The 16,507-nt window shown below is 34.2% G+C and carries 11 protein-coding genes and 1 tRNA gene; 7 read left to right on the top strand and 5 right to left on the bottom strand.

Going from position 1 to position 16,507, the window contains the following annotated elements; genetic code table 11:
* Window positions 1-102: 102 nt before the first annotated feature.
* Window positions 103-4,518 carry a translocation/assembly module TamB domain-containing protein gene (locus tag ACKPCE_RS11305; RefSeq protein ID WP_407655033.1) on the top strand — a complete coding sequence of 1,472 codons (4,416 nt, stop codon included), beginning with the start codon at window positions 103-105 and terminating at the stop codon, window positions 4,516-4,518.
* Window positions 4,515-6,314, top strand: coding sequence for a glycoside hydrolase family 15 protein (locus tag ACKPCE_RS11300; protein ID WP_319505261.1), 1,800 nt, complete (start codon window positions 4,515-4,517; stop codon window positions 6,312-6,314). The genes ACKPCE_RS11305 and ACKPCE_RS11300 overlap by 4 nt, the downstream gene beginning before the upstream one ends.
* Here ACKPCE_RS11300 and ACKPCE_RS11295 read toward each other — a convergent pair.
* Window positions 6,311-8,479 (bottom strand): bifunctional alpha,alpha-trehalose-phosphate synthase (UDP-forming)/trehalose-phosphatase, encoded by a 2,169-nt coding sequence (locus tag ACKPCE_RS11295; protein WP_319505260.1) that lies wholly within the window; start codon window positions 8,477-8,479, stop codon window positions 6,311-6,313. The genes ACKPCE_RS11300 and ACKPCE_RS11295 overlap by 4 nt on opposite strands.
* A 392-nt stretch (window positions 8,480-8,871) precedes the next feature.
* Between ACKPCE_RS11295 and ACKPCE_RS11290 the strand changes: the two genes are divergently transcribed.
* Both ACKPCE_RS11290 and ACKPCE_RS11285 read left to right on the top strand, forming a co-directional pair.
* Window positions 8,872-8,946, top strand: a tRNA-Pro gene (locus ACKPCE_RS11290).
* A gap of 94 nt (window positions 8,947-9,040) precedes the next feature.
* Window positions 9,041-9,595 (top strand): glutathione peroxidase, encoded by a 555-nt coding sequence (locus ACKPCE_RS11285; protein WP_024996954.1) that lies wholly within the window; start codon window positions 9,041-9,043, stop codon window positions 9,593-9,595.
* Here ACKPCE_RS11285 and ACKPCE_RS11280 read toward each other — a convergent pair.
* Entirely contained in the window at window positions 9,590-10,708 is a 1,119-nt protein-coding gene (locus ACKPCE_RS11280) for a lipid II:glycine glycyltransferase FemX (RefSeq protein WP_319505259.1), read from the bottom strand. The genes ACKPCE_RS11285 and ACKPCE_RS11280 overlap by 6 nt on opposite strands.
* A 142-nt stretch (window positions 10,709-10,850) precedes the next feature.
* Here ACKPCE_RS11280 and ACKPCE_RS11275 point away from each other — a divergent pair, with 142 nt between their 5' ends.
* Entirely contained in the window at window positions 10,851-11,282 is a 432-nt protein-coding gene (locus ACKPCE_RS11275; protein ID WP_319505258.1) for a DoxX family protein, read from the top strand.
* Window positions 11,283-11,361: 79 nt separating this feature from the next.
* Window positions 11,362-11,910, top strand: coding sequence for a DUF3332 domain-containing protein (locus ACKPCE_RS11270; RefSeq protein WP_319505257.1), 549 nt, complete (start codon window positions 11,362-11,364; stop codon window positions 11,908-11,910).
* Between the two features lie 89 nt (window positions 11,911-11,999).
* Here the strand turns inward: ACKPCE_RS11270 and tamL are convergent, their stop codons facing one another.
* Entirely contained in the window at window positions 12,000-14,309 is a 2,310-nt protein-coding gene (gene tamL / locus ACKPCE_RS11265; protein ID WP_319505256.1) for a translocation and assembly module lipoprotein TamL, read from the bottom strand.
* 144 nt (window positions 14,310-14,453) lie between these two features.
* Here tamL and ACKPCE_RS11260 point away from each other — a divergent pair, with 144 nt between their 5' ends.
* Window positions 14,454-15,215 (top strand): TrmH family RNA methyltransferase, encoded by a 762-nt coding sequence (locus tag ACKPCE_RS11260; RefSeq protein WP_319505255.1) that lies wholly within the window; start codon window positions 14,454-14,456, stop codon window positions 15,213-15,215.
* Here ACKPCE_RS11260 and ACKPCE_RS11255 read toward each other — a convergent pair.
* Window positions 15,198-15,566 (bottom strand): hypothetical protein, encoded by a 369-nt coding sequence (locus ACKPCE_RS11255; protein WP_276990918.1) that lies wholly within the window; start codon window positions 15,564-15,566, stop codon window positions 15,198-15,200. The genes ACKPCE_RS11260 and ACKPCE_RS11255 overlap by 18 nt on opposite strands.
* 11 nt (window positions 15,567-15,577) lie before the next feature.
* Window positions 15,578-16,504: a DUF4296 domain-containing protein gene (locus tag ACKPCE_RS11250; protein WP_319505254.1), complete on the bottom strand. Its 927-nt coding sequence runs from the start codon at window positions 16,502-16,504 to the stop codon at window positions 15,578-15,580.
* Window positions 16,505-16,507: the final 3 nt, after the last annotated feature.

Raw genomic sequence — 16,507 nt, 5'->3', positions numbered from 1 at the left:
TTCATACCATTATATTTTATATTTTTGTTCCCAAATATAAATCTTCAGCTTATCAAAACATTAAAAAAACTAATTCAATGGCTCCTAGGCGTTATCTTAGGAATGTACATAGGAGTTATTATCTTGCTAAACATCCCTTTTGTTCAGCAAAAGACTGCAGCATACGTAAGCAATCAATTATCCATACTCCTTAACACATCTGTCAGTGTTGAAAAAATTAATTTGGGGCTATTAAACCGCATAGTAGTTGATAACATAACATTAAAAGATCAGTCAGCCACTGATCTACTAAAAGTAACTAGACTTTCTGCTAAATTTGAGATTCTGCCTCTATTGAATGGGAAAATATCAATAAATAGTATACAGTTATTTGGCTTTAATATATCATTAAATAAAGCAAACAGAAACTCAAAGGCTAACTATCAATTTATAATTGATGCATTGACTCCCACAAATAAAACATCTAAAAAAAACAACAATTTGGATTTAAGAATTAACTCAATTCTTATCCGAAGAGGAAAGCTTTCATACGACATACTTAGTGAAAATACAACTCCGGGCAAGTTTAATCCTAGCCATATAAAACTACATAACATTATTGCCAATATTTCATTAAAATCACTTCATAATGACTCTATTAATGCTTCAATTAAAAGGTTAAGTTTAGATGAGCAATCAGGTTTATCATTACGCAAGTTAACTTTGAAGGTTCTTGCCAACGACAAGAAAATGACAGTTGAAAATTTTAAATTGGAATTAGCAAACACGCAAATAAAAACAAATCAGATAGAAATGAGCTATAACTCATTTGAAGACTTTAATGACTTTGGCAATAAAGTTAATTTCGCACTTTCGATACTCCCTTCAAGAATTACTTTTAAAGACATATCTCCGATAGTAACATCTTTAGCTCATTTCAAAGAAAGTATTGAATTAGAAATGAAACTAAAAGGTACTATAAATCAATTAGACATCCCTTTTTTGTCAATTAAAGGGAGCGAACATTTAAAATTGAACAGTTCACTCTCTTTTCAATATTTATTAGACCCCGAAAACACATATATTTATGGAAAATTGGATAATTTATTCATAGATTCTAAAGGGTTTGATTTCATTACCCGAAATATGAGTGATACATATTTAGGAATAAAACCAATCCTCAACCGCCTTGGGAATATTTCTTTTAGTGGTGAAGTTTCCGGATATTATAGTGATCTGGTAACCTATGGATTATTCAAAACAGACCTAGGATCATTCAAAACCGATTTAAAGTTAAGTGGCAACAAAGAAACCCATGCTTTGTCATATTCCGGAGAAATAAAGACAATCGATTTTAGTCTTGGAAAATTAATAAACAATTCCTTAGTAGGACAAACATCCTTGAATTTTATTGTTAATGGGTATCATCCCAAAATGCAATACCCAACGATTAATATAAAAGGATTAATATCAAAAATAGAATACAAACAATACAAATATGAGAATATTAACCTAGATGGTGAATACAAAGCAGGAGGATATAATGGTAAAATAGCTTTAAATGATCCCAATGGCAATGTTTTATTAAAAGGAGAGTTTAGCCCCTATAATAAAATTCCTAATTTTAACTTTACAGCTCTGATAAGTAAGATCAAGCCCCACAATTTAAATTTATCATCCAAATATTCAGAAACAGAATTTTCATTAAATATCAATGCAAATTTCCACGGTAAATCAATAAATGATCTTTCAGGAGAAGTTAGCGTCGATAGCTTTATTTGTAAATCAGCAACAAAAGATTTCTATATACCAGAAATTAAAATAAGTGCCTCTAATGAAGATAAAAATAAAAAAATAGAAATTAATTCATCTTTCATAAAGGGAACTATTTTAGGACAATATTCGTATGAGACAATCGGCAATAGCATTACTAATATTTTAAAAAAACATTTATCTTCTCTAGCTCCTTCAACTACAAATTCGCAAGAAAAAAAATCGGAAAATAATTTCAACTTTGACATTCATATTTACAACACTGATATATTGCCTATCCTTCTTGACATACCATTAAATATTGATTCACATTCCACTATAAAAGGTTATGTAGATGATAAAATGAGTCGCACAAGACTAGAGGCCTATTTTCCTAAGCTTAAATATGATAATTTCAACATTGAATCAGGAGTTTTAATCTGCGACAATCAAGGAGATCAAATAAGTGCCCAAATACGGTTTACAAACATTAGTGATAATAAGAATGCAATCAATTTTTCATTGGATTCTAAAGCTAAAAACGACACGTTGTACACGACATTGAATTGGGGTAATAATTCAAAAAACACTTATGGTGGAAAGTTATCAGCGGTAACAAAATTTACAAGAAAAATAAATGAAGCATCGCAGGAATCCAACATTGCTACCCAAATAGAAATAAAAGCAACAGATGTTATTTTAAATGATACTCTATGGAAAATACACCCATCAATTATCAAATTAGAATCACAAAAAATAGAGATTAACAATTTTTATTTTAGTCATAAAGACCAATATATTCATATAAATGGAAGTGCATCAAAAAATGAGTCCGATACTCTAAAAATGCAGTTAAGAGATATAAATATTGACTATGTTTTCGACGTAGTTAATCTTCAAGGACTTGATTTTAAAGGCAAAGCCTCTGGAAATGCCTATATAACGAAAACTATGAAAACTCCCACTATGAGAGCTAATCTTTCAGTGAAACAATTTAGGTTCAATAATGGAATAATAGGCGATATGAATATCACGGGCAACTGGGATGAAAAAAATGAAGGTATTCTTTTAGATGCCAAAATACAAGAACCAAATACATCTAAAACAACAGTTAGTGGATACATTTATCCATTAAAGCCTAAAAGTGGCTTGGATTTATATATAAACGCACAAAATACAAATTTAAAGTTTATGGAGCATTATGTACAGTCCATAATATCCGATATTAAGGGGAAAGGGAGTGGAAATATCCATTTATTCGGTACATTCAAAGCTTTAAATATTGAAGGAAAGGTAAAACCTGATGCAACATTAAAGATTAATCTTTTAAACACGTATTTTGCTGTAAAAGATAGTATTGAGATGAAAGCTGATCAGTTTTCATTTAATAATATACCAATTTCTGATCTTGAAGGACATAATGGCTCTCTTAACGGCACAATCAAGCATCAAAACTTTAAAAACATGCATTACAACCTAGAATTTAAAGCGAATAATCTCTTAGTAATGAACACAAAAGAGAATAACGGTGCACCATTCTATGGTACTATATATGCAACCGGCAACGCATTATTAAATGGAAACCCTGAAGGGCTAAATATAGATGCAGCTCTCGTTACAAACAAAAACAGTAATTTTGTTTATATTGCTGGCGGTATTGCATCTGCCACAAATAATCAATTTATAAAATTTATAGATAAGACTCCCAAAAGAAGTGTAGATATAGTCGATGAAACAATAGAAAATCCTATAGACAAATCACCTACAGATACCTCTACAGATGTTAGGCTAAACATTTCTGTTGATGCAACCCCCGATGCTACCATGAAAATAGTAATGGATCCAATAGCCGGTGATTATATCAGTGGAAAAGGATTTGGTAATATAAGAACAGAGTATTACAACAAAGGCGATATAAAAATGTTTGGTAATTATCAGATAAACCAAGGTGTCTATAAATTTAGTCTGCAGGAGATTATTCGTAAAGATTTTACCATTCAAAACGGGAGTGAAATATCATTTAATGGTAATCCATTAGATGCCAACTTAAACATCCAGGCCATTTACACTGTCAACTCTGCTTCATTAAATGATCTTCTTCCTGACGCTTCACAAATAGTACAACAACCCAATGTGAAAGTTAACTGTAATATGTTCCTAAGTGGAGCTCTCATCAAACCAACAATAAAGATGGAAATAAAACTTCCTAATGAAAATGATGAAGTGCAAACTTTAGTGAGGAATTACATCAATTCCGATGAACAAACAAATATGCAGATCCTATATTTGTTAAGCATTGGAAAATTTTACACCGCTGAGAATGTCAACAGCGCGCAGAGCTCAAACGTTATGCCATCAGTTTTAGCTTCAACTTTATCTGGACAACTCAACAACATGCTATCACAAATACTCAATTATAGTAATTGGAATATAGGAACTAATTTAAGTACTGGAGACAAAGGATGGACTGATTTAGAAGTTGAAGGACTTTTATCCGGTCAACTATTAAATAACAGGTTACTTATTAACGGTAATTTTGGATACAGAGATAATCCCATGGCTAACACTAATTTCATAGGAGATTTTCAAGCCGAATGGCTACTTACCCGTAGTGGTGATATTAGGTTAAAAGCATATAATGAGACCAACGATAAATATTACACGCGAACAAATCTTACCACTCAAGGGTTTGGTGTTATGTATAAGAAAGATTTTAATAGGTGGAATGAATTGTTTTTCTGGCAAAATTGGATTAAAAGAGTTAAATCAAAAAATAAGCAACAATGAAAACATTAGATTATGGTGTAATAGGAAACTGCCGTTCTGCTGGGTTAGTTTCAAAATTCGGAAGAATAGACTGGTTATGTTTTCCTGATTTTGATTCGCCATCTATTTTTGCACGCCTACTCGATGAAGACAAAGGAGGATACATGAACATTATTGCTTCATCGGACAGTTACAATATAACGCAATCGTATATTGATCAGACCAATATTCTTTCTACAAAGTTCATTAGTCAAGATGCGTCATTTGAGATACTCGATTTTATGCCGAGATATAAAACAGGAATTAACACTCACTATATTCCACCCGAATTGTATAGACTAATACGCATAATTCATGGAAAACCCAAAATAAGGATTGAATATGTTCCTGCAATGAACTACGCAGCAGATATTACTATTAACCAAAAGATAAACGATGAATTTATAAGAACAAGTTCTTCAAATAATCATAAAGACACAGTTTATTTGTATTCAAATCTTAATCTGCAACATATTTTAGATCACTCAGAAATTGAATTAACAGAAGATTCTTTCTTACTTTTATCGTATTACCAAAAATTAATCCATATAGATATTGACCGAGTTAATCTAGAATATCAACGCACTAAGGTATATTGGTTAAATTGGAGCAACAGATCTAAGAAATTTTTCACATACAATAAAGAAATAACACGAAGTATGTTAGTTCTGAAACTAATGTCATATCATAGAACAGGTGCTGTTTTAGCGGCATTAACAACTAGTTTACCAGAATCAATCGGAGAAACACGAAATTGGGATTACCGATTTTGTTGGGTGCGAGATGCTTCAATGTCTATCAGAACATTATTGCAACTCAACCATTCGGGTGCTGCACAAAGATTTATTACATTTATTAAAAACATTCTAAAATCAAAAAATGATAGCCTCCAAATAATGTATGGAATTAGAGGTGAACGTGAGCTAACCGAAACTATTTTAAATCATTTATCCGGATTTGAAAATTCCAAACCTGTTAGAATTGGCAATCAGGCATATATTCAAAAACAAAATGATTCATTAGGTTATTTAATGGATGTAATTCATCAATACTTCTATAATTTTCCAGGTTCACTAGATGAGGTTGAAGAGATGTTTGAGGTAGTCAAAATTATTGCTAAAGATGTGACAGACAACTGGCGCAAGCCGGATAAAGGTATTTGGGAGATAAGAAATACTGATCATCATTTTGTTTTCTCAAAAGTAATGTGTTGGGTAGCACTTGACAGAGCTATAAAAATAGCTCAATTACTTAATAGGGACTATTTCGTAGAAGTGTGGGGAAAAGAAGCTTTCTTAATTAAAGAGGATGTTTTTGCCAATGGATGGAAAGAAGAGTTACAAAGTTTTTCACAAGCATACGACAATACGTATTTGGATTCATCATTATTACTGATGGAGACTTACGGATTTATTGAACCCTCAAATGAGAAATATAGAAAAACAGTTAAAGCAATAAAAAACAAACTATTTCATTATGACCTCATGTACCGTTACAAAAATGAAGATGATTTCGGGACCCCAACCTCTGCATTTACTATTTGCACATTTTGGTTAGTAAGAGCTCTATTTGTAACTGGTGAAGAAGAAGAGGCGCGCAAAATCTTTAATCAACTCTGTTCTTACACGAATCATGTTGGCTTAATGAGCGAAGATCTTGATTTTATTTCCAAGCAACAATTAGGTAATTTTCCACAAGCTTATTCTCATCTAGCCATGATTGATATAGCCATTTTACTTTCAAAAGAAAAAAAGACATCACATTTTATCCGACCTTAATCAGACAAAAATAGATTCAATAGAGGTAAGACTTCATGTTGGTTCTTTAGATAAAATCGTGCAGCATCTGACATCTCACCGACTTTAATCGTATAGGAATCTTTAGGCATTTCTCTAAACATATCCTCGTCAGTAGTGTCATCACCTATTGCGAGCATAAAATCAAAGTCTTCTTTTAGTAATAATTGCTTAGCCACATATCCTTTATCACACCCTACTGGTTTTATTTCTATAATTTTATTACCTTTCATAATATGCAATCCTTCCCTCGCACATTTATCTCCCAACATATTAAAAAGTTGCTGTTCACGCAAAGCTGCAACCCAAGGATCAACATTTCTAAAATGCCAAACCAGAGCCGTTTTTTTCTCTTCTAAAAATGAGCCAGGTGTTTTATCTGTAACTTTAAGTATTATGTCAACAATTTCCCTACTCCAACTTCTATCTTCTAAATTCTTTCTCCAAACACCATTATCACGCACAAAAGCTCCATGCTCTGCAGCTAAAATTATGGGATATTCACCAAACCACCCAGAAAGAGTATCTTGATCACGTCCGCTAGAAATAGCTATGCAATTTCTTTTGTCAGCAAGTAAACTTTTTATTATTTGAGTTAATTGAAGCGATGGCGCTGCTTCTTCCGGGTTATTGTAAAAAGGAGATAGTGTTCCATCATAATCTAATATAATCAATCTTTTATGTGATCTTTTATATTCGGAGACTATTATTTGTTTATTAACATCTGTAATTAATTTAGTTTTATTTCTTTCATTCTGTTTTTTTAGACTCAATAGTTCATCTATATAGTCTGTAGCCCATTTTTGAACAGTTTGTGATGAAACAATTTTCTGCATTCGCTTCATTCGTTTTAATTGTTCATCAGCAGGCATTTCCAAGGCTTTTAAAATAGCATCTTTCATGCCATCAACATCATTGGGATTGACAATAATTGCATCTCTTAATTCTTGAGCAGCACCTGCCATTTCACTTAAAATTAGTATCCCGAGATTTCTCCTCTTTACAGCTATATATTCTTTAGCAACAAGATTCATGCCATCTCTCAAAGGAGAAACCAACGCAATATCAGCTACATTATAAAAAGCAATTAGTCGTTCAAACGAAAAGCTATGATAAAAATAATGAATAGGGGTCCAATTAAGATTTGAGTATTTGCCATTTATCATTCCGATTTTCTCATTAATCTTCATTTTAAGATCGGCATAAGCTCCAACTTTATCTCTTGATGGAACAACAATCATTACTAATGATACTTTTTCATGGTATTCAGGATGCTCAGCCAAGAAACGATTAAAGGCTTTAAGCCGATGCAAAATACCTTTACTGTAGTCTAATCTATCAACTGAAATGATTATCTTGCGTTCGCCAAACTTCATTTTCCATTCTGATGATAACTTTTGAGGCGCCACTTTTAGTGGAGCGGCGCTGTACTTTTCATAATTTATGCCCATAGGAAAAGCATCCACATGAACGATCCTATTATTGTACCTGGTTTCATCCAACATAAACTTAGTATCCATAACTCTCTCAGCCGTACTCATAAAATGACGCATATAATCAGCAGTATGAAAGCCTATTAAATCAGCACCAAGTAAACCATCTAAAATTTCCTTTCTTTCCGGTAAAATCCTAAATAATTCATAAGAGGGGAAAGGTATGTGGTGAAAATAGCCGATGCTAACATCTTTATTTCCATCGCGGATCAGTGCCGGTAAGAGCATTAACTGATAATCTTGTATCCACACGATATCGCCATTTTCAATGTGCATATCCGCAACTTGTGCAAAAAGACTATTAACCTCTTTGTATGCCTCCCATGAAGCTATTCCATATTTTATATGTGTATAAAAATAGTGGCACAAAGGCCATATTACACTATTGCTGTAATTATGATAAAATTCCTCTATCTGCTCAGCAGATAAAAAAACGGGATGATAATTAAATTTTTTCAGATGGGATCTAATTTCCGTCATTTCTTTATCATCTTTGGTAAATATACCAGGCCAACCAACCCAATGTTTTTCTATTGAGGTATCCAACGACGCTAATCCAGTTGCCAATCCTCCCTCGCTAGGAATAAAAATAACTTTGCCATTTTTCTTAAAAGCTTTTATTGGCAGTCTATTCGATATGATAATTAATTTCATATTATTTAAATTTAATAAAGTAGATAATGATAAATTCAACTTTCAAATGAAAATGAATCCATCAAGTTAAGTCACATCAAAGAAGAAGTAATATGCAGAATTTGGCATATTTGCAATTCAGAACGCATATGTGAAATACAAATATACATTTATTCCGCTTAAAATTAAAATATAAAACTTGTTTTTTTATATCTGTATGAATCCTCATAAAGATTAGCCATCATTTTTATTAAAAATAAATACAATACTTAACATGCTGATTATCAACACAAAACAAATCACTGAAAAATAAAATGCGAAAAACTTGTGTTTTTTACACCAATATATTTGCAAATATAAAAAATATGCCTACCTTTGCACTCGCTTTAAAGATGGTAACACACTAAAGTTTTCGGGGTGTAGCGCAGTCCGGTTAGCGCACCTGCTTTGGGAGCAGGGGGTCGTGGGTTCGAATCCCGCTACCCCGACAAAAAGGTATCAATTTTGATACCTTTTTTTGTTTTTGAACCATTCGGAAATCCATTTGTTCTTATTATTATTTTATAATAACATTCATAGCAGATGAGAACAATAATCTATATTTTACTTTTTCTCGTAGCACCTCTAGGAGGTACTATATATGCTCAGCAAGCCACTTTGCATGATTTTACAGTTACTACCATTGATGGAGAAGCATTCCCTTTGAGCCAGCTAAAAGGGAAAAAGGTGTTAATAGTCAATTTAGCTTCAAAATGCGGCCTTACTCCCCAATATTTTGAGCTGCAGCAACTTTATAAAAAATATGGAGGAGATAAATTCACAATAGTAGGATTCCCTGCTAACAATTTTAATGGGCAAGAACCCGGTAGTAATGCCGAAATCAAATCTTTCTGCGTACTAAACTACGATGTTGAATTTCCACTTATGGCTAAAATATCAGTTAAAGGAAGCGACATCTCTCCCGTTTATGAGTGGTTAACTCAAAAATCTAAAAACGGAAAAGAAGACGCACCTGTACAGTGGAATTTCCAAAAGTTTATGATTGATGAAAATGGTAAATGGATAGGAATGATTCCACCTAAAGAAAGTCCGATGTGCCCAGAAATTATCAACTGGATTGAAAACAAAAAGTTATAAATGATAGCCTTTTGAGTTCATTTCGTATGCTTGAAACAATGCATATTTATCTTTTTCAAAAGGATAATCCCAGCAACCCATTTGATGATATAATTCACCACCGAATCCTATTTTAAACTGATATAGTCCATGCATAGGATGTGATGGATTTGAGTTAGGCGGTATGCCAAACATATCATATTCTGTGCAACCATAAGTTTTTGCAATTCGGATGGCCTCCCATTGCAAAGCATAAGTAGACATTGAATTGCGATGAGCTGAAGAAGAAGCTCCATAGAGATATGTAGCACGATGGTCTGTAATAACTAAAAACATGGCAGATACAGGTTCTCCGTTTAATTCAGCAAGTAGCAATTTGACTATAGCCGGAGACGATGTATTTTCTGCCTTTGAAGCTAACACCGTCTGAAAATAGTCTATATCATTCAGAAAAATATTATTTCTATAAGCCGTGTCCCGGTATAAGTTGTACCAAACGTGCAATTTATCCATCCCAACCTCTTTAACTACTACCCCTTTACGTAAAGCCAGGTTAATATTGTAACGAGTCTTAGCTTTCATCTTACTTAAAATAGCATTTACCTCTGGCTGTATATCAATAAATATTGTATTGACTGGTAATATGTCAGTATTTGCCTTTTTAAAATTCCAATTTATAGTATTGTAATTGAAATGAAATTCCTGATAATTAGGTTGAGGGGGTCCCATCCATTTGCCTTCATCATCACAAAAATCATCCTTTCCCCAATGAGATTGCCAATTCAAATCATATCGTAAAGCAATACAATTGCTTGGAAGATAAGATCTGACAATTTCCGACAGTTCCTCTAAAAAGCGACCCTGATTTTCCTCAGAAGGTTCTATCTCGGGTCCATAGGGAACGTACGCTATTGTTGATTCTTTACTTAACTGTTGTATTAAAACTAAAAAATCAGATACAGTATAACTCCTTCCTCCCGTATTTGTATATAAGTCAGAGTTTCTAATTTTAAATTCAAATGCTTTTGATTTTACTCCTAAATTACTTTTCACTTCTGACCAAAAGGCCGTTTGATGTAAAATGGGTGTTTGATAAACTTCGCTAATTTCTTTTTTAAGGACCTCAATATTCATTATTAAATTATTTTTTCACAAAGATAGCCCCACTAATTGATAAATCCAATTTTAATTATTTAATTAGCAACTTTAACAAAAGCAAAAACTTTTTCGATATAACAACTGTTATAAAAATAATAAATATTAAAAAGAAGATAATATGATTTACAATTTTTTATTCCCGTCAAAACCGGATGATACAAAAACATCTTTGTTTTTGCTTGGCATGAGAGTCGTTTTTGGTACATTAATGATGCTACACGGATTACAAAAATGGAATGCGTTTGAACAAATGTCATCTGGTTTTCCAGATCCTATCGGATTAGGGAGCAGTACCTCGTTAGTATTAGCTATTTTCGGAGAACTAATTTGTTCTTTAGCTTTTATTCTAGGCTTTCTGTACAGATTATCTCTTATTCCTATGATTGTAACTATGGTAGTCGCATTTTTTATAGTACATGGAGCAGATCCTTTTGTAGTTAAAGAACTAGCGTTCATTTATTTGATAGTATTTCTTTTGATGTACTTTATTGGCCCTGGAAAGTATTCACTTGATAACATTCTGAAGAAACTTATTAAACATAAAAGATAGATTTTATTTTTTATCAATTGTTGCAAATAAATAAAATGATATATATTTGTATTTACTATTAATTTAAAACATATTAAGAATGAGAAAGATCAAATTATCTATCGGTGCATTATTAATCAGTGGCACATTATTATTTAGTTCTTGTATCGGTTCATTTGCCTTATGGCATAAAGTTCTTGACTGGAATCAGGGACTTGGCAACAAATTTGTAAATGAACTCGTGTTTCTTGCTTGTAACATTGTACCTATTTACCCTATTGCGGGTTTAATAGACGTTGTAGTTCTCAACTCTATTGAGTTTTGGACCGGTTCTAATCCTGCAAGCGCCAATGTAGGAGAAGTCAAAAAGGTAAAAGGTGAGAATGGAGATTACTTGGTGAAAACGTTAGAAGATGGTTACACTATCAGTAAAGAAGATCAATCAATGAATCTCAAATACAATGAAGAAAATAACACATGGAACGTAGAATACAACGGAGAGTCTACTAAGTTATTAAAAATGAATAACGATGGTACTGCCGATTTATTTCTACCGAATGGAAATACAATGAATGTAACTCTTGATGCACAAGGTATGATGGCAGCACGCCAAGTTGTAATGAACAGCTCGTTCTTTGCAGCTCGATAAATTGATATAGTATTACAAGCCCTTTTGTTGTGCTGTTGTTCAACAAAAGGGCTTTGTTTTTCCATAACCCTCTCTGACAAAGAATCTATTTAGAAAGGATACCCCACTGCCAAATGGAACGTAAAGTCCCGCTTAAAATTAGGATTAAGAATCGGATATCTTTGCTTACCACTGCTATAAGCCGGATTGAGAGCTTTCATACCTCCATCTATTCTAAATACTAAATAATCAAGGTCAATTCTTATCCCTAAACCGTACGCAAAAGCTATTTGTTTATAAAACTTCGAAATATCAAATTGACCGCCTGGTTGGTTTTCATACTCCTTAATAGTCCAAATATTACCTGCATCAACAAACAAAGCTCCCTGCAAAAGCCAAAAAAGTTTGCTTCGATACTCTATACTGGCATCAAATTTAATGTCGCCCGACTGATTTAAGTAGTTTCCATCACCAGGAAATGAGCCAGGACCTAGTTCCCGAACCGACCATCCGCGTACACTATTAGCTCCGCCTGAAAAATACTGCTTAATATAGGGAATGCTTTTTGAATTTCCATAAGGGACAGCAATACCAACTCCAACGTGATAAGCAATAGCATTTTTATCGTCAATAACAATATTCCTAGAGAAGTCAAAATCGCCCTTAACATATTGGGCATAAGGGATGTTTAACAAGGAATATTCACCATCAGAGTTTTTCGACAGTTTTGTAAGATTTGAAATTGCATACATTACATTACCCGCCGACTCTAAACCAGCTCGAATTGAGAAGGAGTTACTTTTAATCGTGTTATTCGCCATCCTCTCCCCTGCACTATTGTAATTGAACATATAACCCATGCGCACAATCAATCTGTCTTTGTAATTGTATTCAAAAATATAACTTTGATTATTCTCTTCATACTTCTGCTTAAAAGTATCTGAGACCCATGGAAAATATAGAAAACTAACATCCAACAAATCAAATCGGTGCTGAGATTTACGAGAATTGGACCATTTATAACTCCAAGAGGCAGATGCTACTTTTCTTGAAAACTCAGGTCTTTGCTGAGAATTATATTGCAAACCGAATTCAGTAGTTGCTCTTATGCGGTTTTTAAAGTCTGTAGCCAGAAAAGGAAACAAGAAACTTGGGAAGTTAATACTTGACTCTACTCCATATTCTGTATAATTATCATTGCTATAACCCTGCTGTAAACCCGAAATAGCTTCATAAGCCCCTCTCAGTTTAACCATGAATGTTTCAGAACCATGAAACAGATTTCTATGTTGAAAGGAAACAGATGCAGCAGCCCCCAAGTCGCCCGCCGAGTTCGTTCCTTCTACCTCAAAAGCCACAGACTGATGCCTACCCTTCGTTAATAACACATAACAATTTAGTAAATTAGTATCAGCTACCTGAGTATCAAAAAAACGAACATTTGTATATTTCAGTGCAGAAAGTCGTCCGAAGTTATTATATGTACGCTGTACATTTCTTTCATTATAAAGCTCACCCGGACGAATTTGCAAATTATCTACCAAAACTTTGGGACGCAGATAAAGATTATCCTTATAGTAGATCGGATAATTTTTATAATGAATGGAATCATTGATTTCAATGCTGCTCAGTGCCGATGATTGAAGAACATCATAATCTGTTATAAAGCTAACCTTTCCTATTTTGTATTGCTTGTGGTCTGATGGTTCATTATCAGTATATGCTTTAAACTGAAGCAAATGCAGTGTTAAATCAACCAGATACGTACTCCTCACGGTATCCGCGCTGTAAGAGATAAAATCTTTATTAAACCGGTAGTATCCATTTTGCTGAAGGAATGACGTAATTCGCTGACGTTCATTATCGAGTTTATTTACGTTGAGCAACATTCCCGGACGTAAAAGAGAATTCGCCGAGTCATTTTGCAAATATTCTGCTATTTTTTTGTCCTTAACATCCAGTTTCACGCTACGAACAATGTAGGGTTTGCCCGATGCAACCCGATATGTCACTTCTATCTTTTTCTTCTTAATTTTTTTATCCGTATAGACCTCCGCTCCCATGTATCCCATGTTTTGCACCGCTTTTTTGAGCTCTTCCTGCGAACGTTGCGTATCATATTCACTGTACACAACCGGAGCGTCACCAATCCTTCTTAACATCCGATTGTACCATTTGGTAGAATCTCTTCCGGAAAGGTTGTAAATATACAGCTGCGTTTTTATCACACTAAACCATCTATTGTTAGGTTTTTGTCTTATATAAGTAGACAAGTCAGTTGATTTAGTATCATTATTATCGGCCTGAACTGCTACTTTATCTAACAAATAAGCACCTTCGGGCACATATTTCGTACCAGAGCAGGCAACCATTGTCATGGCAAAAAGGGAATATATAATATAACGAAAGCCTTTATTCATGCGTTAGGAAAGATCAATTATTTAATGATTCACAAATATAAGTCATATTTTCTTCACGCTAAAAGAAAAAGAGAGTGAAGTATGGGCGGTTATTAAAAATATCTTCCTAGATTTGCAAAAAAAATATAAACAGAATCTAAAGAAATGTCTATTAGTAAAAATAAAATAAAGTATATTCATTCGCTGGAATTAAAGAAAAACAGAAAAGAAGAAGGCGTTTTCTTAGCAGAAGGCCCCAAATTAACCGAAGAATTATTAGGGCATTTTCATTGCTCTTTTCTTGCTGCCACACGTGAATGGCTCGAAGAACATCCCTACGTAAAAGCCGATGAGATAGCAGAAGTGACGCCCGATGAGTTAGCCCGTACGAGTTTATTAAAAACCCCTCAACGTGTGCTTGCCGTTTTTAAACAACCTAATTATACAATAGATTCTGAAACAATAGGCCATAACTTATCTCTTGCCTTGGATGACGTTCAAGACCCGGGTAACTTAGGCACCATTATTCGTTTGGCTGACTGGTTTGGAATAGAAAACATCTACTGTTCTTTTAATACGGTTGATGTATTCAATCCGAAAACCGTTCAGGCAACCATGGGAGCTATTGCTCGTGTTAAGGTTCATTATGTAGACTTGCCAGCGTTTTTGTCTGCACTAAAAGATACACCCATTTACGGAACTTTCCTTGATGGAAAGAACATGTACGAAGAGCCGTTGACTAAAAACGGCATTATTATTATGGGTAACGAAGGCAACGGAATTAGCCCTGATATAGAAACTTACGTAAACAGAAAGCTATACATTCCCAACTACCCACAGGAAAGAAATTCATCGGAGTCATTAAACGTAGCCATAGCAACGGCCATTGTATGTGCCGAGTTTAGAAGACTAGCGCAGAATGGCTAGTTTGGTAGCTGAATAAGGTTGCATATCTATAAAATCAAACGGGAAAAGTCGGAAAACCACCCATTTTTTTTGCATAATGACTTCATTCATATCAGAAGCTATGTAATCAACAATCTTTGTTTCGGCCAGTAAAGGTCTAATTTTGTCTGCCAGCATAGCTTCCCTATTAAAATCCTTAGTAACGTCTGTGTCCGACAGCAGTACGCTTACACCCGGCATCCACTGTACACGCTCCGATTCTTCGCTTAAAGGAAAAATCCTTGAAACATTGTCATTTTCAATTTCAACGACCATCTGTTTCATCCATCCGTGTTCGGGAAGAAATAAATAATGAGAAGCAAATCGTTTCATAGTAATTACAGTTATCGTTTCATGGGTTGTAGTTTCCTGGCAGGCATCGTTCTACGCCTGCGATTCAGTTCCTCGGGATTCATCCTTTTAACAGGTTCTTGAGGAGTCAACGTATCTTTGGAGACCGGTGCAGATTTAACAGTATGAGTCGAATCAGTTGGAACCGGCTCAACAGGTTTTGCTATTTCGCCTGTTACGCGATACCTCTTCATCGATATGTTGTGAACCAACACATAGTCATCCTTGCCACCTTCAAAATAAATATAACCACGAACTTCACGAAGCGCTCCCAGCGTATCTGACTGCAAACGGATTTCCTGTTCTCCGGATCGGGTAATTTTGCGAGAGGAAGTGATCACACTATCGTTTCGATAAATCATTTGCATGGCCATGTAAGTTTTCGGCATTGCTTTCCCTGCTTTAGAAGGATAAAAGAAAGAAGCTTTCCAAACCAGCGCATCACGATCTTGCGAATTAACATCCGTCGGTATTACAAAAGATATTTTGTTGTTATCTTGCGCGTTTGTCAAACAAGATACCTGCTCCATAAACCACAACTCAACGCTATCACCGGGCTGTGAAACAGGCGACTTTTTATCGCGTATGGCTACCATGTGGTTGATAGATGCTTGTTCCTCTTTCAAACGATCATTTATTTTTTCGTATATTTTCGCTAAAATATCAGTGTGCCTGGTATACCAAACCATTGAAGAATCAAATTCGGCCTGTGTTACGTCATACTTTTGAAAAACGGACTGAATGTACAATGCTTTTTTATAATTATCTGACACAGGCAGATTTTCTCCCATGGAGCGTGCCAGATGATAATCATAGAGCAACTCCTCCATTTGGGACTCAGCAATAACACCGTCGGGTCTTTTAACCTTACAGGCCATTACAGTCAACATAAGTATGAAAAAAAAGCAGAGTTTCTTCATGTT

It is taken from the genome of Bacteroides graminisolvens, assembly GCF_963666085.1.
In the GTDB taxonomy this organism is placed as follows: domain Bacteria; phylum Bacteroidota; class Bacteroidia; order Bacteroidales; family Bacteroidaceae; genus Bacteroides; species Bacteroides graminisolvens.
The sequence above is the reverse complement of the archived record's forward strand: the minus strand, read 5'-3'. Positions and strand labels throughout refer to the sequence as shown.

What these genes read in the sequence shown, in the direction of transcription:
- ACKPCE_RS11285 (WP_024996954.1), top strand. Translation starts at nt 9,041, where the DNA reads ATGAGAACAATAATCTATATTTTACTTTTTCTCGTAGCACCTCTAGGA.
- ACKPCE_RS11305 (WP_407655033.1), top strand. Translation starts at nt 103, where the DNA reads ATGTACATAGGAGTTATTATCTTGCTAAACATCCCTTTTGTTCAGCAA.
- ACKPCE_RS11275 (WP_319505258.1), top strand. Translation starts at nt 10,851, where the DNA reads ATGATTTACAATTTTTTATTCCCGTCAAAACCGGATGATACAAAAACA.
- ACKPCE_RS11295 (WP_319505260.1), bottom strand. Translation starts at nt 8,479, where the DNA reads ATGAAATTAATTATCATATCGAATAGACTGCCAATAAAAGCTTTTAAG.
- ACKPCE_RS11280 (WP_319505259.1), bottom strand. Translation starts at nt 10,708, where the DNA reads ATGAATATTGAGGTCCTTAAAAAAGAAATTAGCGAAGTTTATCAAACA.
- ACKPCE_RS11260 (WP_319505255.1), top strand. Translation starts at nt 14,454, where the DNA reads ATGTCTATTAGTAAAAATAAAATAAAGTATATTCATTCGCTGGAATTA.
- ACKPCE_RS11255 (WP_276990918.1), bottom strand. Translation starts at nt 15,566, where the DNA reads ATGAAACGATTTGCTTCTCATTATTTATTTCTTCCCGAACACGGATGG.
- ACKPCE_RS11250 (WP_319505254.1), bottom strand. Translation starts at nt 16,504, where the DNA reads ATGAAGAAACTCTGCTTTTTTTTCATACTTATGTTGACTGTAATGGCC.
- tamL (WP_319505256.1), bottom strand. Translation starts at nt 14,309, where the DNA reads ATGAATAAAGGCTTTCGTTATATTATATATTCCCTTTTTGCCATGACA.
- ACKPCE_RS11300 (WP_319505261.1), top strand. Translation starts at nt 4,515, where the DNA reads ATGAAAACATTAGATTATGGTGTAATAGGAAACTGCCGTTCTGCTGGG.
- ACKPCE_RS11270 (WP_319505257.1), top strand. Translation starts at nt 11,362, where the DNA reads ATGAGAAAGATCAAATTATCTATCGGTGCATTATTAATCAGTGGCACA.